Source organism: Nostocoides sp. (assembly GCF_035343835.1).
GTDB classification, from domain to species: Bacteria; Actinomycetota; Actinomycetes; order Actinomycetales; family Dermatophilaceae; genus Nostocoides_A; species Nostocoides_A vanveenii.
This window is the reverse complement of sequence record NZ_DAOQZV010000034.1, coordinates 1-19,028: the sequence shown is the minus strand read 5'-3', so window position 1 is coordinate 19,028 and position 19,028 is coordinate 1. Positions and strand designations below refer to the sequence as shown.

General features: G+C 67.9%; 15 protein-coding genes and 1 pseudogene. 3 read left to right on the top strand and 13 right to left on the bottom strand.

The genetic code is table 11. The annotated features are described in order from the left end of the window. Positions 1–177: 177 nt before the first annotated feature. Complete coding sequence (locus PKH97_RS04235; RefSeq protein WP_324386158.1) at positions 178–3,498, bottom strand: hypothetical protein; 3,321 nt, start codon at positions 3,496–3,498, stop codon at positions 178–180. Positions 3,499–3,668: 170 nt separating this feature from the next. Here PKH97_RS04235 and PKH97_RS04230 point away from each other — a divergent pair, with 170 nt between their 5' ends. Then, positions 3,669–4,046: a DUF1801 domain-containing protein gene (locus PKH97_RS04230; RefSeq protein ID WP_324386157.1), complete on the top strand. Its 378-nt coding sequence runs from the start codon at positions 3,669–3,671 to the stop codon at positions 4,044–4,046. A 38-nt stretch (positions 4,047–4,084) separates the two neighbouring features. On the opposite strand, the gene PKH97_RS04225 is transcribed toward PKH97_RS04230, so the two are convergent. The 3 genes from PKH97_RS04225 to PKH97_RS04215 form a co-directional block, all read right to left on the bottom strand. Beyond that, entirely contained in the window at positions 4,085–5,410 is a 1,326-nt protein-coding gene (locus PKH97_RS04225) for a right-handed parallel beta-helix repeat-containing protein (RefSeq protein ID WP_324386156.1), read from the bottom strand. Between the two features lie 178 nt (positions 5,411–5,588). Next, the gene (locus PKH97_RS04220) at positions 5,589–7,034 is read right to left on the bottom strand and encodes a plasmid pRiA4b ORF-3 family protein (RefSeq protein ID WP_324386155.1); all 1,446 of its coding nucleotides are present in this window, start codon (positions 7,032–7,034) and stop codon (positions 5,589–5,591) included. Between the two features lie 172 nt (positions 7,035–7,206). Beyond that, positions 7,207–7,785, bottom strand: a complete 579-nt coding sequence (locus tag PKH97_RS04215; protein ID WP_324386154.1) for a TetR/AcrR family transcriptional regulator — start codon at positions 7,783–7,785, stop codon at positions 7,207–7,209. A 92-nt stretch (positions 7,786–7,877) separates the two neighbouring features. Between PKH97_RS04215 and PKH97_RS04210 the strand changes: the two genes are divergently transcribed. After that, the gene (locus tag PKH97_RS04210; RefSeq protein ID WP_324386153.1) at positions 7,878–9,404 is read left to right on the top strand and encodes an NAD(P)-binding domain-containing protein; all 1,527 of its coding nucleotides are present in this window, start codon (positions 7,878–7,880) and stop codon (positions 9,402–9,404) included. Positions 9,405–9,461: 57 nt separating this feature from the next. Here the strand turns inward: PKH97_RS04210 and PKH97_RS04205 are convergent, their stop codons facing one another. The 4 genes and pseudogenes from PKH97_RS04205 to PKH97_RS04190 form a co-directional block, all read right to left on the bottom strand. Next, the gene (locus tag PKH97_RS04205; protein ID WP_324386152.1) at positions 9,462–9,938 is read right to left on the bottom strand and encodes a pyridoxamine 5'-phosphate oxidase family protein; all 477 of its coding nucleotides are present in this window, start codon (positions 9,936–9,938) and stop codon (positions 9,462–9,464) included. Positions 9,939–9,968: 30 nt separating this feature from the next. After that, a pseudogene (locus PKH97_RS04200) lies at positions 9,969–10,210 on the bottom strand (Rieske 2Fe-2S domain-containing protein); the annotation flags it as partial. Between the two features lie 234 nt (positions 10,211–10,444). Beyond that, the gene (locus PKH97_RS04195; RefSeq protein WP_324386151.1) at positions 10,445–11,305 is read right to left on the bottom strand and encodes a PKD domain-containing protein; all 861 of its coding nucleotides are present in this window, start codon (positions 11,303–11,305) and stop codon (positions 10,445–10,447) included. Next, positions 11,305–11,883, bottom strand: coding sequence for a DUF6318 family protein (locus PKH97_RS04190; protein ID WP_324386150.1), 579 nt, complete (start codon positions 11,881–11,883; stop codon positions 11,305–11,307). Before PKH97_RS04190 ends, PKH97_RS04195 begins: the two co-directional genes overlap by 1 nt. A gap of 326 nt (positions 11,884–12,209) precedes the next feature. On the opposite strand from PKH97_RS04190, the gene PKH97_RS04185 reads away from it, so the two are divergent. Continuing rightward, the gene (locus PKH97_RS04185) at positions 12,210–12,572 is read left to right on the top strand and encodes a hypothetical protein (RefSeq protein ID WP_324386149.1); all 363 of its coding nucleotides are present in this window, start codon (positions 12,210–12,212) and stop codon (positions 12,570–12,572) included. A gap of 13 nt (positions 12,573–12,585) precedes the next feature. Here the strand turns inward: PKH97_RS04185 and PKH97_RS04180 are convergent, their stop codons facing one another. The 5 genes from PKH97_RS04180 to PKH97_RS04160 all read right to left on the bottom strand — a co-directional run bounded on the left by PKH97_RS04180 (position 12,586) and on the right by PKH97_RS04160 (position 18,913). Beyond that, a complete protein-coding gene (locus PKH97_RS04180) occupies positions 12,586–13,275 on the bottom strand; it encodes a Pr6Pr family membrane protein (RefSeq protein ID WP_324386148.1) in 690 nt (229 codons plus the stop codon). 89 nt (positions 13,276–13,364) lie between these two features. Continuing rightward, a complete protein-coding gene (locus PKH97_RS04175; protein ID WP_324386147.1) occupies positions 13,365–15,086 on the bottom strand; it encodes an amidase in 1,722 nt (573 codons plus the stop codon). A 13-nt stretch (positions 15,087–15,099) separates the two neighbouring features. Next, positions 15,100–16,461 carry an amino acid permease gene (locus PKH97_RS04170; protein ID WP_324386146.1) on the bottom strand — a complete coding sequence of 454 codons (1,362 nt, stop codon included), beginning with the start codon at positions 16,459–16,461 and terminating at the stop codon, positions 15,100–15,102. A gap of 8 nt (positions 16,462–16,469) precedes the next feature. Beyond that, positions 16,470–18,116, bottom strand: a complete 1,647-nt coding sequence (locus PKH97_RS04165; protein ID WP_324386145.1) for an amidohydrolase — start codon at positions 18,114–18,116, stop codon at positions 16,470–16,472. Then, complete coding sequence (locus tag PKH97_RS04160) at positions 18,116–18,913, bottom strand: nitrilase-related carbon-nitrogen hydrolase (protein ID WP_324386144.1); 798 nt, start codon at positions 18,911–18,913, stop codon at positions 18,116–18,118. Before PKH97_RS04160 ends, PKH97_RS04165 begins: the two co-directional genes overlap by 1 nt. Positions 18,914–19,028: the final 115 nt, after the last annotated feature.

Below are 19,028 nucleotides of genomic sequence, written 5' to 3'. Positions count from 1 at the left end.
GCGTGCGAGTCACGAAACCCGGGAGCACCTAGGCAGGCAACAGTCTTACTGTCAGAGTGAACCACGAGCTAAACCCGCTAAGCAGATCTGCCCGTCGACCGCGACCTCGCGCGCATACACGCCGCCCTTCGCGCGCTCCCCACCTTCTCGGCCGTCCGGTGCCGAACCAGAGAGTCGTCAGCCGGGGTTGACGGTCGGCGGGCCCGTGACGACATCACGCGCCCAGGTGCTCAGCACACGGGAGGTATTCCCGCGGAGGTGGCGAATTCGCTCGCGCCACAACGCATTCCATCCGGTCTGCGGGCCCGCCCAGGCCACCAGCGATAACGCTGAAACGCCCGCGGCCAGCTCGTCGCGAGACAGGAGTGCGTCCACGGCGTCGATCCAGGATGGGGCGGGCCGGGTGGCATACCGCGCCAGTGACGAGTCGAGGGCAGCCCGCACGTCGGCGCAGCGGAGCGGTTCGTCGACCAGGGCCATGGCAATCTCGAGGCCGGGCAACGGGGAGTCCCAGTCGACCGCTCGCGCTGCCACCATGATCGCCAGACCCCGCAGATCGTCGTATGGTGCGAGCTCGCCGGCGATGGTCAGGAGCGTCGCGCGGTGGTCGGCCACTTCACCCGGGGGCAGATCTGTCGCCGTCAGGGCGAGTAGCGAGAGACGTTGCCGAACAGGCTGATCCGCGACCTGTCCCGCGCCCGGGTGGTCCGACACGACTGTCTGGGCGGCAAACGCACGGACACGTGCAATGAGGGGGTCAACCCCAGCGCCGTGGCGAGCAGCCTCCAGGATCGCACTCGTCACTAGCTGAGGATTCGGAGACGTCAGCGCAGCGATCCGACTGCACAGCAGCGACATTGCCTCCGGCAACCATGGGGCCCACCGCGCGAGCGCCGCGATCAGCGTGGGGTCGTCGGCGTCAGCCCCAGGGAGCAGGAGGCGGGCATACCGCGTCCGGTGGCGTTCCGGGATCTGAGTCGGCTGGGTCTCGGCGATCGAGCGGGCGCCCTCCCGGCCGGAGGCGGCGACCGCTCCCAGGACCTGCCAGGAGCGCTCGTCGTCCAGCCACCCCCACACGGTCCGAGCAACGGCGAACCGCACATCGCGCTGGGTCGAGTCGTCCAGGCCGATCTCGATGAGGTGGTCCAAGGCGGCGGGCACGCGGATCAGACCGAGCAGACGCACGGCCTCCTTCCGGGCGGTGACCTTCGCGGCCGGGTCCGCAAGCACATCGAGGATCATCGGCAACGCCAGCCGACCTGGGGTGTCGCGAAGGCACCGGCCTGCGGCATACATCGCGACCCGCACCTCGTCACCGGAGCGAACGGCCAACAGCTGCTCCAGGGCATCCCCGGGGCGGTCCGTCCACGCGAGTGCGGCAAGAGCCGCCTCACGCCGAGCGACGTCGGGATCAGCGAGGTAGGGCTCGACGGCGGTCATACCCACCTCCGGGAGGCGGCCGAGTGTCCGTATCGCCGACGTTGCGGTCCAGGTCGCGGTGCTGGGGGTGGCCAGGAGTGTGGTGAGGGCTGCGGCATACGCCGTGACTTGGCGGGGCAGCCATCGGGTGAACGGGCCGGGCACGATGGGCACGTAAGCGGCCTGGCGTCCCCACAGCCGGCCGCCGAGAGACTTGCGCTTCCACAGCACCCCGAGCAGGTCCTGGCGACGCCGGCTGAGGGTCTGTTGGACCACGTCCAGCACCGCGATGGACTCGTCGATTTGGAGGGCCTCACCGACGCGCGCCGCTCGGGTCGCCGGGTCGTCGAGCCACAGCTCTGCGGCGCGACGCACCGTTGCGTCCGAGGGTGCTCGCAGCGCTCGACGAAGAAGATCATCGAGAACCGTTACGCCCCAACCGCGTTCACCGAGTGCCTGACAGAGCGTGAACAACAACCGATAGTCGTCCTTGCCGGCTGCGGTCTGCAAACGGGGCGCCAGGGCGTCGATGACGACCTGCTCGCCGCCATGCCGAATCCCGGTCAACGACGGGATCCAGGTCAGGCCCGTCGGCCCGGTGAGCGTGTCGACCATCCGCAGACCCGCCCGAGCGGTGTCGAGATCGGCGCTCTCCAAGGCCTGGCGGATGGCCCGCCAGGCCACGCTCTGCAACGCGTGGAGAGTGCCCGGCGAACAATCGCGCGCCGTCGCTGCGGCCGTCGCGAAGGCCTCGACACGCGCCAGTCCCGCCTCCACGAGCAACCACCCCGGGATGTCGGCGAGGGCCGCCGCGACGGTCTGCCGGACCGGGTCGCGCTCGTTTCGCAGGTCATCAAGTGCCTCGAATGTTGTTGCCAGAGTGTGCGGATCACGTTGCCGGGAGGCCGACTGGACCAGAGCGGCATACGCCGCCGCCCGCTCTTCGGCGTCCGCGGCGTGGCGTGCCGGCCCCAGGAGGCCGGCCGCTTCGTCGGCCGGGAGGAAGCCACGAAGACCGATCGATTCGAGCACGTCGGCACCGACGTGCGGCAGTGCCAGTATGCGGCGGACCTCGCGATGCCGTACCTCACGCGGGAGCACCTCGAGCAGGTCGTGCGACCACGTCCGTTGCCCCGCGGCGGTCGTTGTCAGAACCGCGTCGAAAGCCTCGGCCCGTTCGGACGGAGGCAGGGCATCGAGGAACTGGGCCAGCAACTCGTCCCGATCTGCCACGTGCCTCGCGATGCGGCGCCGGTCCTCGGGAGCGAGCAGCGCGGCATACCGCACTAGGCCGGTGGGGAGGCGGTGCCGAAACGCGTTGTGTGGGTGCGTGATCAGGGCAGCTGTGCGGCCGGCGTCGTGTCGCAGGAGGGCCCCGAGGCTTCGTTCAACTGCTGGTGTGAGAACACCGCTGGGACCGTCGCTCTCAAGCAGCGTCAGGACGGCGCCGGGGTCGTGCCGGATGAGAGAGCCCAGCGCGGGACCCGCCCATCGCCACCAGTGATCGCGCACCGGCAGTGGCGCTCGTGTCAGGCGCGTGTTGAGGTGGGCCAGCACGAGCTGCGGGTGACGGTTGGTCAGTGTGACGAGATTCGGGACGAGATCGGCCAGGTCGGGCAGGTGGGCCGCGGCCACCCCTTCGGAGGCGGAGGCGAGGAGCCCGGCGCGCTCGGCATCGGCGATGTTGCGGCCGATCAGCAGATCGATGACGTCACGCCGACCCTCGCGGGCCAACCGCCGGCGTTGCAGCCGGCGATCGTTGGGCGAGGACGCGAGGTAGCCCTCGGCGAGCGACTCGGCCGAGCCCGGCAAGGGCAGCCGCGCCTGGGCTGCCCGAGCCACCCGAGGTGCCCGGTGCGCAGCCAGCCGCTCCAGGAGGACGTGGTCGCCCGCGACCGCGGCGCCGAGGACGGCGAGGACCGCGTGATAGTCACTCTGCACGGCGAGGCCCTCGAGCAGTTGGCCGACTTCCGGCCCGCCCCGCCCGGCGCGGGCGAGGGCGACGATGCGCTGGCAACGCTCCGCGTGTGTCTCACGATCAAGACTGGACAAGAGGTCGGCAAGCCGCGGCAGGGACATACGCACGATCGTGGCAGGTGGACGGCGAGCCGGGACGTCTCGGCCACGAGAATGGCACGGCGGGGGCTCAAGAACTGCCACGGCGCGGACTCCGGCGCCCGGGGTGGGCCGCGGCATACGGTGGATGGCGAAAGCAGCGACGCAGGCGACAAATCGAGGACGAGAGCGCCATGGAAACGACCGCGCACAGCGACCACCCGGTAGCCGACTACCTCGCCACCCTCCCCGAGACGCGCCGCGCCAGGATCACCGAGTTGTATGCCGTCGCCCGCGCCGTCGCGCCCGACGCGACCGAGGGCTTGAAGTACGCCATGCCGGCTCTCGTGGTGGCCGGCAAGGGTGTCCTGGCGATCATGTCGACCGCCAAGCACATCGGCATCTATCCCTACTCCGGCAACGTCGTTCAGGCTTTCGCCGCGGAGTTGGCCGATCTGGGCATCCCGACGACCAAAGGCGCTATCCAGCTCCCGGATGACGTCGACCTGCCTGCCGAACTCCTGACCCGGATCGTCACCACACGACTGGGCGAGGTGGGCGGCCGCCCCTGATCGGGGCGGCCGGTCGGCTAGTCAGGATGGCGCTCGGGTCAGCAGCCGGCGGTGGACTGAGGTGGGTTCTTGTCGGGGACGGCGGAGGAGCCGTTCCACTTGTTGCCCCTGGCGCTCCAGTAGTTGGTGAGGTTCTTGCTGAGCCAGATGAAGGGCATCTTGTTGCTGGTGAAGGTGCCATTCATCATCGCGCCGACACCGAGGGCCTTGGCATTGCCCACGGCTCCGGCCGTGGTGTTGCACGTAACGATCGAGAGATAGGAGCTGCTGGCCAGCGACGGCTGCGCGAGACGGGCATCCATCAGCCGGAAGCCGAAGCCATACGTTCGGTAGCCCGTGACGGTGTTGTACTCCCAGCGGTTGCCCCAGCCGGACATCTGGTCGTTGTAACCGATGGCGACATTGGTCACCGTGTTGTGGTGGATGTAGTTCCAGCTGCCGTCGACGTCGGTGTTGATGCCGCGTCCGTCGCCGGGCAGGTCGTGCACGGTGTTGCCCGTGACCTCGTTGTAGTCGGCGGCGCTGCCGAGGCGGATGCCTTCCTGCATGAAGTGGGCGGCCTTGGAAATGGCGATGTCGGAGACGTCATTGCCGGTGATCTTCCAGTTGTTGGAGAAGGTCATCAGCCAGATGCCCGGGCCGATGCCGCACGGGATCTTGGAGATCTTGTTATTGCTGATCACGCCATTGCTGGTCAGCGCGCCGTAGATGCCCCGGCCGGTCAGATTGTTGCCGATGATCTTGATGCCGTCGGCGGAGTCCATGTCGCCGGCGCCGGTGACCTTGCGCAGGTAGGCGATCTGGCCCGACAGCGCGGCAGGGTTGCGAGCGCCGTGGCCGGGGACCGCGCGGCGGGTGAGGTAGTTGTTCTTGTTGACCAGGTTGGTCAGCCAGCTGTAGGCGCTGTTGGATTTTTGGCCGTTGATCCAGATGCCGTTGTTGATGTTCAGGCCCTCGATCTGCCAGTAGTCGGCGCCACCGCTGATCGTGAAGGTCCGGTCGCCAGCGGGCTGGCTGTTGGTGCACGACTCCGGCTTGGAGGCATAGGTGACGTTCACCGGGCCGTTGCCGGCGGGGATGATGCGGATCGGGGCAGCGGCGGTGCCGGAGTTCTTGATCTTGACCTTGCCGGTGTAGGTGCCAGCGAGGAGCTTGATGACAGTGCCGGGGGTGGCCCGGTCGACAGCGGCCTGGATGCTCTCCAGGGGCGCGCTGCGGCTGCCGTCACCGCGGGTGTTGCCGCTGGGGCTGACGTAGATCTCCTTGCTCTGCGCGCCCGCAGGGGCGGCGCTCGCAAGTGCCGCTGTCGCGCTCAGTGCGGCCACATCGGACAGGGACAGGACTCGATGGGATCGAGAGGACACGGGCTTGCTCCGGGGGGTTTGGCGCAGGCGGCAAATCGCGGGTTGCGGCCACGCTGCGTGCGGAGCCGGTGCTCCCGCCACATCGGATGACGCGCAGGCCGCGACCGGCGCGGGCGTAGCCAGGCTAACCGTCGTTGGCCGAATTCCTCAAGACCGGGACGTATGTTCGATGGGTGTCCTAGGTTCTCGGCCACAGCGCGCGACGCGCCAGCGCGCGGGGTGCAGGCTCGGCATACGCCGTGAAATCGGCGCGCGTGGCGATCCTGCCCGGGAGCAACGCGCGCTGCACGCGAAATAGGCCAGGCACCCCGTATTGGAACCCGTGCGGGCTCCCGGAGCGCCACCCGATGTCCGTGAGCAACCTGCCGACCGCGGTGGTGATCGTGAAGGGCCCGGCCTCGGACCCGGTGCCGGGCGAGGTGCCTCCCGCGACAAGGAGCAGGGTCACCGCAGCGGCATGCTGATCGAACTGCTCGCCGGTGTCTAGGAGGTAGTTCGCGATGGCGTCGAGCAGGGACTCCCGGTCGCGCACAGCCTTGCGCCCCAAGGGGGTCAGGACCAGACGCCCCTTGTATCGGCGGATCAGTCGGGCGGCCGCCGCGTCCTCGCGCAAGAGATGCACTTCAGGTGTGTTTTGCTCGCGATTCCCCTTCCCGAACTCCCAGGCGAGGCCGCTCTCGTGCCACAGCCGTTCGCAGTGCGCGGGCGCGATCCAGCCCGCCGCGGTCAGTGGGATGCCGTCGGGGTGGGCCAGGTCGAGGATGGTCTGCCATGGGCGGAGCAGCGCCACCCACTGCTCGTCGCTGACGGAGACGTCGCGTCGACGATGAGCCGCCAGGAGCAGTTCGCGCAACTCGGTGCGAACGTCTGGGGTCGTCCCGCTGACGAGCTCTTCGACCACTGGGTGTGGGGTCGGCAGCCGGAGGCTGTCGCCCAGCCGTGAGAGTTCGGTATTCACGGCGTCGATGGGGAAAGCGTCGGGATCGGTCCCCTCGGGCAACCAGCCGGCATACATGCTGAGGTCATCGATCAACGCGTGCGGGTCGGGATCGGCGCGCAGCGCTGCTGCGAGGGCATTCCAGGTCCCTATCCCGCCCACGTCCTCGGGTGGGCAGGAGCCAGCGCCGTCGAGGCACCGGACTGTCGGTACTGCGTCCGTGGCCGGTCGACTGCTCTCGAGGGTGAGGTGGTGGACCCAGTCGTCGCCGAAGTCGTAGACATAGCTCAGCCCGTCACCCGGGGCGCACAGCACCTGGCCGAGGCGGGCCGAGGATTCGGCCGTCCCGTCCTCCTCGTCGTATGCCGTGACGAACCACGGCGGTTCCGATGGGCCTGCACCGGGGCCGCCAAAGTGGTGGAGGTGGCTGTCGGTCCACCCCATGGCGACCTGAAGAACCGTATGCACGTGATCGAGGGTCAGGGTGTCCCGCACCTCCACCCGCCGCCAGATCTCGGGCTCCGAGCCGACAAGCGCGACGTGAATCGTTAGCACTCTTGGTGCGCCAGGTGGCGGCAACTCGATCGAGCGGTTGCGTCGACCCCAGAGTTGATCGGCGATCGCCTGCGCTGTCGGGGCGGCGTTGTCGGCGCCCGGAGCACCGGACCGCGGGGCATTGCGTGTCATGCCGCCCAATCAAACAAATATCGTCAGCGGCGACTCTTGTCGCCGCACCCGGGTGGCCTGAACAGCTGCCGATGTCGTCACCGGCTTGCCTGTCAGTGGGCAGCACACCACGCCGCCGCTGATCCGCAGCAGGCGCGCCGCGGCGTTCGTGGAGCGCTTGCGGGCATGGTCGTCAGGCCGGCGCAGCGAAGAGCCGGCGTAGTTGTCGGCGCACCGCGCGCAACGGCTCGGTGCTGCCCTCGGCGCGGGCGAGGACGAGGGCGCCTTCGAGGGCGGCGATGAGCATGGTGGCGCACTCGCGCGCCCGGGCGGGGGGCACGTGCATCTCCCGGAGCGCCAGGCGAATGGCATCCTGCCAATCCGTCAGGGCCACTCGGCAGGCCTCGCGGACAACTCCGGCAAGCTGTCCGTCGGCCACCGTGCCAGCGACCGGGCAGCCGGACGTGACGCCGTCGCGCTCCAGATCGGCGATCCACCAGGAGAAGACGGCATCGACGAGACCCTGCGGGTCTGGCTTGCGCGACCGCGCGAGATAGTCGCCGACCTGGTGGACGGCGAACTGCCCGGACCAGGTGACCGCCTCGGTGAGCAACTGGTCTTTGCCGCTGGGGAAATAGTGCGTAAAGGACCCCCACGGGGCATCCGCGTCCGCAACGACCGAACGCAGCGCCATGCCATCCGCGCCGTGCTCGCGCAGGTGCCGCACGCCTGAGCGCACGATGCGGTCCCGGGGGCCGGGGCGACCTGCCACCATCTCCTCCTTCGCTGTGGACGTTGGTATGGACTATGACAATCGTACTAGATGTGTCACTATGACAAACGTCCTAGAGTCAGGAGGATGTCATGACATCGGTGGGTCTGATCGGCCTGGGCACTATGGGCGAGCCCATCGCCCGCAACCTGGTGGCGAGCGGGCTGCCGCTGACGATCTGGAATCGCTCGAGTGCGCCCGTGGAACGGCTGGTAGCTCTGGGCGCGCACGCGGCCTCCTCGCCGGGGCAACTGATCGCGTCGTGCGAAATCGTCTTTGTCATGCTCATCGACGAGAAGGCGCTGGACGAGGTCCTGGGCCGCGGCGCGTGCCGGCTCGACGGCTTCACGGGCAAAACTTTGGTTCAGCTCGCGACGACATCACCGGAGTATTCCGCTGCACTCGGGCGCGATGTGCTCGCCGCCGGTGGCCGGTATGTCGAGGCGCCCGTGTCGGGGTCGCGCCTGCCCGCCGAGGCGGGGGAACTCATCGGAATGCTCGCCGGAAGCCCCGCGGACGTCGACCGGGTGGAGCCACTACTGGCGCCGGCGTGTGCGCGCATCGTTCGGTGTGGAGCGGTCCCGGCGGCCATGACCACCAAGCTCATCGTCAATCACTTCCTCATCACCATGGTCTCGACACTGACCGAGACCTACCTGCTCGCCCAGCGCGCTGGTGTCGACGTCGAGATCGTCCGCGACATTCTCGACGCCGGGCCGATGGCGAGCGCGGTGTCGCGCGCCAAGTTGGTCAAACTGTCGGCCGGCGACCTGACTGCGCACTCTCGCCTCGACAATGTGCGGTGGTTGACCGAGCGGATCACGGACATTGCGCTGCGGGCGCGTGTGCCCACACCATCCCTGGACATCAGCCGGCGGCTACTCGCTGAGACCGAGGCCCGAGGTCATGGAGCGCTCGACCCGATTGCGGTCATCGACACGCTCGCCGAGTGGGGCCCATCCGCTCAACTGGGTGACGGTGGCGAGGCGGTGGCCAACGATGCCGTCCGCGGCGAACAGGACGTTCGCGCCTGGTTCCGACTCGCATCGGCGGGATTTCAAGCCGTGGTGCGCGCACTGCCCGTGAGTCGTCTCGACGATGCTGGACTCGGGAGCTGGAGGTTGCGCGATCTGCTCGGGCATACGACCCGCGCCTATCTGACAATAGAGTCCTATCTCGCGGCGCCCGACAGCGGGGGCCCCCGGATCGCCTCTGCCACTGACTATTTCGCCGCAGCCCGGACGGCAACCGACGCCCCCTCGGTGGCGGCTCGAGGGGTCGCGGCCGGCGTCGAGTTGGGTGCCCATCCCTGCGACATGGCGCTCACCATCGCGCGCCGGGTCGAGGAACTCGTGACGACATCGTCCGGCGACGAAACGGTCTCGACACCCTTCGGCCGGATGCGACTGGCGGACTACTTGGCGACCCGAGCTCTCGAACTTACGGTCCACAGCGCGGATCTCGCCCGAGCCCTCGGTATCGACCTCCCCGCCGAAACCCGCGCGGCTAGTGTCCCGGCGCTGCGGCTGTGTGCCGAACTCGCCACGCACGCCACGGCTGCTGACGCACTGGCCGCGCTCACCGGCCGGTCTCTCACCGGGACCTTCTCGGTGCTCTAGCGAGCGACCGGCCGACCACTGCGCCTGCCGTTGTCGACGCCGCGCCTGAACCTTGGTTCAGAGTTCGACGACGGGCGCGTCGCCCTCGTCGGCGGCCTTGCCGCCCAGCAGGCCCTTGGCCATCTTCACCAACATGGGCACCTTCCCCGGGGACTCCCAGTACTGCGCTGTGTCACCCGTGATCTCGAGGAGGCCGCTGTTGGCGTCGTCGACATCCGTACTCATGAACGCCGACGCCGAGGCGTCCCACAGCTGCTTGAGCTTGGCGTCGTCGCGGCTCAGGCGCGCGGTGCCGGACAGGGACACCCAGCCCTTGTCGCTGGCATACGCAACGTTGACGTGGGGATTGGCAAGGATGGCTCGGACCTTCTCGGTCGCGACCTCGGTGATGAACCAGACCGTGCCGGGATCCTCGAAGTCTTGAGTGCCCATAGGCGTCGAGACCAGTCGGCCCTCGGCGTCTTGATAGGTCAGGATCGCGATGCGGGTCTTGCGCATGATGTCGGCGATCACGTCGCGGTCGTCGGTTGCCATGCCGGGCTCCTTGGGTCGGGTGCCTTGACGCTAACGCTGTTTCGCCGTTGTCGGGCCGATAGCGCTCAGCCGCCGTGCGGTTTGTTCATGAGAGGCGAGGTCAGCCGTCGCCGGGCCTTCGATCCGCGTGCCGTCGGCGGCGAAGCGCGAGCCGTGCAGGGGGCAATCCCACGAACGCTCGATGTCGTTCCACGCGAGTATGCCGCCGAGATGCGTGCAGACGCCGCTGACGCGGCAGGTGGGCCGTCAACGGTCGAGACCGCCGTCGGCTGAGGGGATTGCCTGTCTTGTGACCCTCGTCGTCTGTGGAGGTTGGGATCTGACGTCCTGCCCCGGGATGGCGAGCTTGGTTCGATCCGCGAGGAGGTGAGTCGCGCCGAAAGGGGGGCATTGGTGCCGTGTCGATCAGGTCGAGAGCACCGGGCCGCCCACGACCAGGCGGGCTCGCCCGCGCCAAAGTGTTTGCGCGTCGCGTCGTCGCGGCGGCAGTCTCGGCGTCGGCAGCCTCAATTGCCAGGGAGGTAGAGGTGATTGCGGGCCGTCGTGACCCGCAATTCCTCCGGCGTGCCGGGGATGGCGACGGTGCCGGGGATCTCGATCCAGTCGGACTCATCGATCGAGACGTAGCCGCGATAGACGGCGTCGGCGCGAACGGTATAGGTGCCGGCGGACGGATAGCTGTGCACGATGTCGCCAGTGGGATAGGGGCCGCCCGGGCTGGTCGTCGGGCCGGAGGTGGCGCCGTCGCCGTAGTCATAGGTGACCGAGTCAAGGGTCGGGCGGACGGTGACAGTCATCCCGAACCAGTCGCGCGGGTTGAGGACGTCGAGCTCGTCGGGCTGAAAGCCCGCCTTCGGCCATTCGAGCTCGAAGTAGGTGGGCAAGGTGACGAGGGTCAGGTTGTGCTCGGGCTGGATGTGCAGCGCGGGTGTCGCCAGGGTCGTGCGGTGGAAGGCCGCCGCGATGGCGTCCATGTCGACCTTGCCGGGGATGAGGTTGGGATAGCAGGTGTAGCCCTGGCGCTCCCAGGGTGTATCCGGGTTGATGCGCCGCTGGAAGACCCAGACGGCGGGTCCATTGCCGGGCTTGTCGTCGCAATAGATCTTCATGACCGTGCACTCGACGCCGCCGGGCTCCTCGGGTGCGACGCCACCGCAGTAGGGGGAAATGCCGTAGTCGTAGAACTGCTGCGGTGTGCCTGCGACATGCCCACCACTCAGCTTCAACATGTCTTTCGCGACCAGGAATCCCTTGCCTTCGTTATTGCACGAGACTTCATGGCAGTTGTCGCTCATCGCGGATTGTGGCAGCGCCTCCCACATCAAGAGGGCGAGTAGTGCGGCGGACAAGCACTTGCGTGAAGACATCATGTGTTTGCTAGTTCCTGGATTCGCCACCCGTCTGTCGTCCAGATCAGGACTACGCGAATGTGCAGTGCGATCTTCTTCGACTCGTATACCGTCTTCTCATTGGCGTCAACGATGCGAGAACCAGGTTGGTCGCCGTTGAAAATGATCCAGGGATTCTTGAGGTCCTCCGTGGAGAAGCTCACCCTCTCGAAGGTCACCATGGGCCCGTCGTAGTGCTGGTCCTTTTCGACCAGGTCTGCAGCAAGGCTCTCGTAGCTTTTGCAGCTCTTGCAATCGTCGGTCCCCAAAGGCCCGAGGAGCCCGGCCTCGGGCTTTGCGTACGCGTAGTTCACGAGCTCGTAGTAGTACTTCACGAAGGCTTCGGCGGACTTAAGGGTCTGCTTCTTCGCGGCGGCCGGGAAGTCGGGCTTCACCGGGACATACCCGGTGGTCGTTGCCGATAACGTCGTCGTTTCCGTCGACGGCGTGCTGCTCGATGTCGGGGAGGGCGGCGTCGTGGCCGTTGTGTTCGAGGTCGAGGGGCTCGGGTCTGCGGCGCCACCGTCGCAGCCGGACAGCAGTGCCAGGCTCGCCACACCGGCGAGCGCGACCCGCGCCCGTCCGGTTGTCCTTTTTCCTTCTCGCACGTTTCGTCCTCCCCCATCGCGACCCAGCCCGCGCTGGTCGTCTCGGAGAAAGCCTGACCCAGGATCACGAATCCCGCCACCGGAGGGCGCGACTTATCCACAGGGCGGCCGCGCTGCGCGCCCGGGCACCCGTTCCCACGGTCGGTAGTGCGGCGTGGTTACCCCGAACCCGACATCGATCGTGTCGTTAGGGTGCTCTGCGTGAGGCGCCGCATCGAAGGGCCACCGCGGCCGGCTGCCACTCGGAAGCTGGCGCGGCCGTTCACGCTGGTGGGGTGGCGGCTGGACTCTGCGTGCTTGTGCTCTCACGTGTGGTGGGCTTCGGCACCCGCCCGCAGACAGCTTTCCTGTTCTTCATCGGGTATGGCGCCGTCGCGGTGATCCTCCTCGTCGCGCTGTCCATGGCCGGCTACCGTCCGGGGGCCGGCGTGGCGCTGTGGGATGCACCGGTGGTGGCCACCTTGGTGGCTCCCCTGAGCCTGATCGCCACGGTCGTCAACGCCGGCATGGCTTCAGAAAAGGGTGGGCTCGCCGGGTGGTTCGTCGCGTCGGCACTCGTGATCTCGATGCTCTGCTTCATCGCCTTCGTCATCGGCCGGATGGGCCACCGGGCCCTTGCTGCTGCCGCTGCCGACTGAGTTTGCTCTCGTCTCAGCGGGTGCTGGTGCGGCGCCGAATCACCAGGTCGATCCCCCAGTAGATCAGCGCGACGAGCACCCCGAAGACGAGAATCTGCCCGATGGTCGCCGCGACCGCCGGATACCCGTGGGCGCTGGGGTCGACGAACTCATAGGGGTAGGCGCCGACCATCGTCCCCCGCACGAGCATCCAGGCCACCCAGGCCATCGGGATGATGAGAGCCCCCGCGACCACTTGCCAAGAGAACCAGCCACGCGGTCCCCAGATCACGAAGACCAGCACCGTGACGGCGGGAACCACAATGTGCTGCAACGGATTCGTGAAGGCCGACCACCCCGTCGGGTGCTCCGTCGGGGCAAGCAGGAGGGCATACACGATCGCGGTGACGGTGATCATCAGCAGGCTGTCAGCTCGCAGCACGCGTCGCCAATAGGTCTCACTTTTCGGGTCGCGCCACAGCAACCACATCGCCACGGCGACAACAACATTCGACCACTCGGTGAAGTAGCTGACGGTGTCCGACATCCGCGACCATGCGCCCGCGACTCCGGCCGGATAAGGCGGCCCGTAGACATTGCCGACGGGTGCGACATCGGCATACTGCCCGAGACCGGAGAGGGCGAGGACGAGTAGGAAGCCGCCGCCTGCCAGCAGCGCATTGAGCCCGTATGCCGTTCGCGCCGCCGCCGTGGGAGTTCTCACGTCGCGAAGACTAATAGGTGGGCAGCGTGGATCTCACCATGACAGTGGCCGGGCCGTACGCCCACCGTCGGGAGCGCCCACAGACGCCCTCAGCTCGGTAGTGGCGGTGTGCGCGGTGGCGGGACGCGACGTGGGGCAATTGTCTCGATGGCTGCGGCCAACTGGAGGAGGGAGGTGTCGGCATACGGCAGTCCGGCGATGGTGAGGCCGACCGGCATCCCGATGTCGGCCAGCACGCCCATGGGGATGGTCACGGTCGGGATGCCGAAGTGGCGCCACACGAGGTTGCCGTTGGCGACCCAGACGCCATTGCGCCACGCGCGATCCGCGGATACCGGGTCGACGTCGGCGTCGGCCGGGCCGACATCAGCAGCAGCGGGAAGGAGCACGGCGTCCAGGCGGTGAGCGGCCAGCCAGTTGTCGTAGTCCACCCGTCGAGTCGCCTCCAAACCGGCGAGCCCCGTTGCGAGCCAATCGAGTTCGGCAAGTGGACCGCGTGGATGACGGCGGATGTAGTCGGGTAGTTCGGCGACATTGTCGGGATAGTCGTCATAGCGGTCGGTCAGCGCGCCCGGCGGGAGAGGGAAGATGCGCTCGCCGTCGACGTCCTGGAGGCGGTGCAGCGTGGGATCGGCATTGGCGTCGAGGAAATCGTCCCACGCCCACGCGGTCAGGTCCCGGACCTCGCGCAGCAGATAGTCGTGAGGGACCAGGCCGCGGGTGGTGATCTTCAATGCGCCCGGCCGGTCACCCTCGTAGTTGGAGACGAGCGGGAAATCGACCAGTGCGACCTCGGCCCCGGCCGCCTCCAAGTCGCCGCGGACAGACTCCCACAGGGCGAGCACCGAAGCCCGCGTCTCGATCCGCTGACCGGTCGGGCCGCCAACGCCAGGATCGGGAGCGGTGCCAGCGGCGGGATCGGCGTTAACGTACATCGAAGGAACGCCGAAGCGCTTGCCCCGCAAGCCTTCCCGAGCCCTGTCCTGGGTCACGGGAGCGAGCCCGGCGTAGGACGCTGGTCGTATGTCGGCGACGGACGGGATGTCCTGCCAGGGTTGCGTCCGCCAGAAGTCGCCCCTGTGCTCCTCGTCATCGGCGACGAGCACGTCCAGAACCGCGAGCAGATCAGGCAGGGAACGGGTATGCGGCACAACGACATCCATTGTCGGCACCAGTGGCCAGTTGCCACGCAACGAGATCAGGCCGCGTGACGGGGTGTAGGCACACAATCCGTTGTTGGAGGCCGGCGCCCGGCCGGAGGACCAGGTCTCTTCGGCGAGACCGAAGACCGCGAAACTTGCCGCGGTCGCCGTCCCCGAGCCATTGGACGACCCCGAGGCGAAGGCAGCTGTGAGGTAGTCCGGGTTGTAGGGGCTCTCGGCGCGCCCATAGACACCCCGCTGCATACCGCCATTCGCCATCGGCGGCATATTCGTCAGCCCGATGAGCACCGCGCCTGCCGAGCGCATCCGCTCCACGGCATACGAATCGCGTTGCGCGACAAGGTGCTCAAAGGCAGGGGAGCCGGCAGCAACGGTCAGGCCCCGGACGCAATAGCTGTCCTTGGCGGTGTACGGAATGCCGTCGAGGGGTCCGAGGCTCTCGCCTCGAGCACGGCGTTCGTCGGATGCAGCCGCCTCGGCGAGCGCGTCCGGATTTGCGACCACGATCGCATTCACATGCGGGCCCGCCTGGTCGTATGCCGCGACCCGCGCCAGCGAAGCGCGCACGATTTCCACGCTGGTCGTCTCGCCCCGAGTCAGAGCTGCGGCGAGCTGCGCGATGGAGGCCTCGACCACGTCATACGGCATGGGCCCCGCCCCCTCAGCCTTCGAACTCGACCTGCGGCGGACGACGACGGAAGCCGCCGGTGATCAGCGCCAACCACGCGATGCCGACGGCCAGCCAGATCACCCCGGTGACAAGAGCATTCTTGGAGAGCGAGGTCCACAGCCATACTGTCAGTGCGAAGCCGATCAACGGAAGAACCAAGTGCGGCAGTGGGTTTCGGGACTCGGGGTGATCGAACCAGTAGTGCTTGATCACCGAGAGGTTGACGACCGAGAAGGCGGTCAGGGCGCCGAAGCTGACGATGGAGAAGAGCAGGCCGAGGTCGAGCCAGAGCCCGGCCAGCGAGACGATCGAGACGAGCAGGATGGCGATCAACGGGGTGCGCCAGCGGGCGGCCAGCGTGCCGAGGGCGCGAGGGAGCGTGCCGTCGCGGCCCATGGCATACAAGATGCGGGTGACCGACGCCTGGGAGGTGAGGGCCGAGCCAAAGGCGCCCGCGACGTATGCCGCGGTGAAGGCGAGGGCGAAGGTGTTGCCACCGAGGTGCGTCATCACTTCTGTGGCACCGGAGTCGACGTTCTCAAAAGTGGTCGAGGGGCGCGCGACCTGAGCGAGCCAGGCCAGGATGATGAAGAGGATTCCGCCGCCCACCGTGACCAGGAGGATGGCTCGCGGAATGTCGCGGCGTGGCTCAGTGGCCTCTTCCGCCATGGTGGAGACCGCGTCGAAGCCGAGGAAGGACAGGCAGAGAATGGCGGCGCCCGCGAGCACCGGTCCCAGGCCCGCGCCGTTCGCGCCGTGGTCACCGGTGAAGGGCAGGCCGGCCTGGATCGAGCCGCCGGCTATCGTCTTGATGGCCAACACGACGAAGACGACGACGAAGACGGCTTGGATCGCGATGATGATCGAGTTGGCGCGGTCGATGGTCGTGATGCCGACGACATTGAGGATCGTGACGAGGGCCAGCGAGCCGAGGAAGCCGACCCAGATGGGGACCGACGGCCATTGCGCCTGGATGAAGAGGCCGATCACCGCGTAGTTGACCATCGGCAGCAGGATGTAGTCGAGCAGCAGAGCCCAGCCGGCCAGGAAGCCGGCATGCGGCCCGAAGGACCGGGAGGTGTAGGTGTAGGCCGACCCTGACACGGGATAGGCCTCGACCATCCGGCCATACGACAAGGCAGTGAAGAGCATCGCGGCGAGCGTGAAGACATAAGCGAAAGCGACTCTGCCGCCGGTGATTTCGGTGACAATGCCATAGGTCGTGAAGACCGTCAGGGGCACCAGATAGGCGAGCCCGAAGAGCGTCAGCCCCGGCAGGCCGAGCGCCCGCTTGAGGTGGACGTCACTGCTCACCTGCAGGTCCGAAGAGAGGTGATGGGGCGAGTCGGTCATCGAATCTCCTACGCGTCGAAAGTTGACGGGGCAGTGGTTGATTGGACAGGGCGACCCGCGACCCAGGTGCCGATCACGCGGATCGTGTCGAGGTCGCGTGGGCGGTCCAGGGTGCGCGGATCCGCCGAGAGGACGGCAAAGTCGGCGTCGCACCCGACCGCGAGCCGCCCGGCAGTTCGGAAGGCTTGGTAGGCGACTGCGGCTGTGTAGCAGCGCAATGCCTCCGTCGTGCTCAGACGCTGGTGAGGCGTCCACCCGCCGGCAGGTTCTCGCTCGGCGGTCTGACGCGAGCAGGCAACGGCCATGCCCTCGAGCGGGTCGGCCGAGGAGACGGGCCAGTCCGACCCGAAGCTCATCGGGATGCCCAAGGCCCGCAGGCTCGCCCACGGGTACTGCGTGTCGGCGCGCTCCTCCCCGAGCCGCGGGACGGTGAGGACATTCATCAGGGCGTCCAGTTGCGACCACAAGGGCTCGGCGTTCGCGACGACGCCGAGGGAGGCGAGCCGGATGCGGTCGCTCTCGTCCACGAGTTGAAGGTGAGCGAGGACCGCGCGGCGATCCCGTGGTCCGTTGGTGGTGTGGGCTGCATCGAGCGCATCGAGCGCCACTCGCACCGCGCGGTCACCGATCGTATGAATGTGCGGCTGGAATCCGGCCGCGTCGACGTCGGTCACGGCACGCTTGAGCAACTCGGGTTCCCACACGAGCATGCCGAATTCGCCTGGACAGCCGCAATAGTGTTGCAGCAGAGCGCCGGTCGCGTTCTCGACGACACCATCGGCGAAGAACTTCACCGTGTTTGCGGTCAGGTGGGGGTGGCCGAGTTCATTGACTCGGCGCCGGGTTTCCTCGAACGTAGGGAGTTGGTCGGGCCAGTGGCGGGGATCGGCATACAGGGCAAGGTTGAAGCGAATCGGGAGGCGGTCTTGGCGGGCGGCCTCGAGGTAGACCTCAACGGTCTCCGGCTCGACCCACGCGTCCTGCACCCACGTGACTCCGAGGCCGGCATAGGCGCGCGCGGCCCATTCCAGGGCACGGAGCTTGGTCTCCATGGGCCAGTCGTGGGCAACGGCGGTGATGAGGTCGACGGCGCCCCACTCGCGCAAGGTGCCGAGGACCGAGCCGTCGTCGCGGCGTGGAATCTCACCGAGGATGGGTTCCGCTGTGGCGGAGGTGATTCCGGCCAGCTCCAAGGCGCGGGTGTTGACCCACATCGTGTGGTAGTCCCAGGCGCGCAGCGCTACAGGACGATCGGGGACCGCCGCGTCGAGCCAGCGAGCATCGAAGAGTCCCTCGGGCGCGAGACTGGAGTCGTAGGACGCGCCGGTGATCCATTCGGCGTCCGGGTGGGCGCCGGCCCAGCGGGCGACCTCCGCGACGATGCCCTCGACGCTGTGTTGTGGGCGGATCTGCGGACCTTCCCGCTCCAGCCCGCCGAAGAGCGGGTGCGCGTGCCCGTCGCCGAAGGCCGGGACGAGCACGCCGGCGGCGATGTCCACCCTGTCCAGATCCGGTATGCCGGCAGCGTGGTCTCGCGCGTCCGCGTCGATCGCGAGGATTCGGCCGTGGGCGACCAGCAGCGCATCGACTTCTCCCTCGGTTGGGCACCAGAGGTGCCCGGTGAACAACGTTGGTGCCGTTGGGGTTTCGGACATCAGTTCTCCTGGCAGAGGCGGTCGTAGAGCTCAGGTCGTCGGTCGGTCAGATAGGTCGCCTCGCGGCGGCGCTGGGCCAGATCGTCGGTGTCGAGGGCCATGAGGATGAGCGCTTCGTCGTCTTCGCCGGCGCGGACGGTAGCCCCGTCCGGTGCGGCGATCGTGCTGGATCCGACGTATGTCGTGCCGCCCTCGGTGCCGTGGTGGTTGGCGTAGGCGACATAGAACTGGTTCTCGAAGGCCCGCACCGGGATGACGTGCTCGTTGATGAAGTGCCAGGGCGTCATATTCGCCGTCGGGATGGCCAGGAGTTGGGCGCCGGCCAGCGCGGCGAGGCGCGCCGGCTCGGGGAACTCGATGTCGTAGCAGATGAGGGTGCCCACGGTGATGCCGTCGACGTCCACGACGAGCGGGCCGTCGGTGCCGGCGCAAAAGCGCGAACGGTCGAGGTCGCCGAAGAGGTGCATCTTGCGATAGACCCCGCGCACGTCACCGGTGCGGTCGACGACAGCGGAGCAATTCCAGGTCTGATGGTCCTGCCGGAGGGCGAGCCCGACGACGAGGGCGAGGCCGGTGTTGTGAGCGATGCGGCTGAGGTCCGTCAAGAGCTCGGGGTCGGTGTCATCATCCGTCAAGGCGCCGATGTCGTAACCGGTGAGGCTGAGCTCTGGAGTGACGAGGATGGTCGCCCCCCTGGCGCGGGCGGTGCCCGCGGCGCCGGCCAGGCGCGCGAGATTGGCTCGCCGGTTGCCCACCGTCGGCGCCATTTGCCACACCGCCACCGCCGCGCGTGCCATAAGGCTCACAGTAGAACTGCCGACCTCTGGTACCCGCCCGCCGCGCCTGTCGAACCTGCCTTATGAGGTATGCGGGGACATCCCGTTCCGATGTTCCCCGCAGTCCGAAGTGCGC

Coding starts and splice junctions, on each gene's coding strand:
- PKH97_RS04170 (WP_324386146.1), bottom strand. CDS start 16,461: ATGACCGACTCGCCCCATCACCTCTCTTCGGACCTGCAGGTGAGCAGT.
- PKH97_RS04235 (WP_324386158.1), bottom strand. CDS start 3,498: ATGTCCCTGCCGCGGCTTGCCGACCTCTTGTCCAGTCTTGATCGTGAG.
- PKH97_RS04220 (WP_324386155.1), bottom strand. CDS start 7,034: ATGACACGCAATGCCCCGCGGTCCGGTGCTCCGGGCGCCGACAACGCC.
- PKH97_RS04205 (WP_324386152.1), bottom strand. CDS start 9,938: ATGGCAACCGACGACCGCGACGTGATCGCCGACATCATGCGCAAGACC.
- PKH97_RS04175 (WP_324386147.1), bottom strand. CDS start 15,086: ATGCCGTATGACGTGGTCGAGGCCTCCATCGCGCAGCTCGCCGCAGCT.
- PKH97_RS04195 (WP_324386151.1), bottom strand. CDS start 11,305: ATGTCTTCACGCAAGTGCTTGTCCGCCGCACTACTCGCCCTCTTGATG.
- PKH97_RS04210 (WP_324386153.1), top strand. CDS start 7,878: ATGACATCGGTGGGTCTGATCGGCCTGGGCACTATGGGCGAGCCCATC.
- PKH97_RS04165 (WP_324386145.1), bottom strand. CDS start 18,116: ATGTCCGAAACCCCAACGGCACCAACGTTGTTCACCGGGCACCTCTGG.
- PKH97_RS04230 (WP_324386157.1), top strand. CDS start 3,669: ATGGAAACGACCGCGCACAGCGACCACCCGGTAGCCGACTACCTCGCC.
- PKH97_RS04160 (WP_324386144.1), bottom strand. CDS start 18,913: ATGGCACGCGCGGCGGTGGCGGTGTGGCAAATGGCGCCGACGGTGGGC.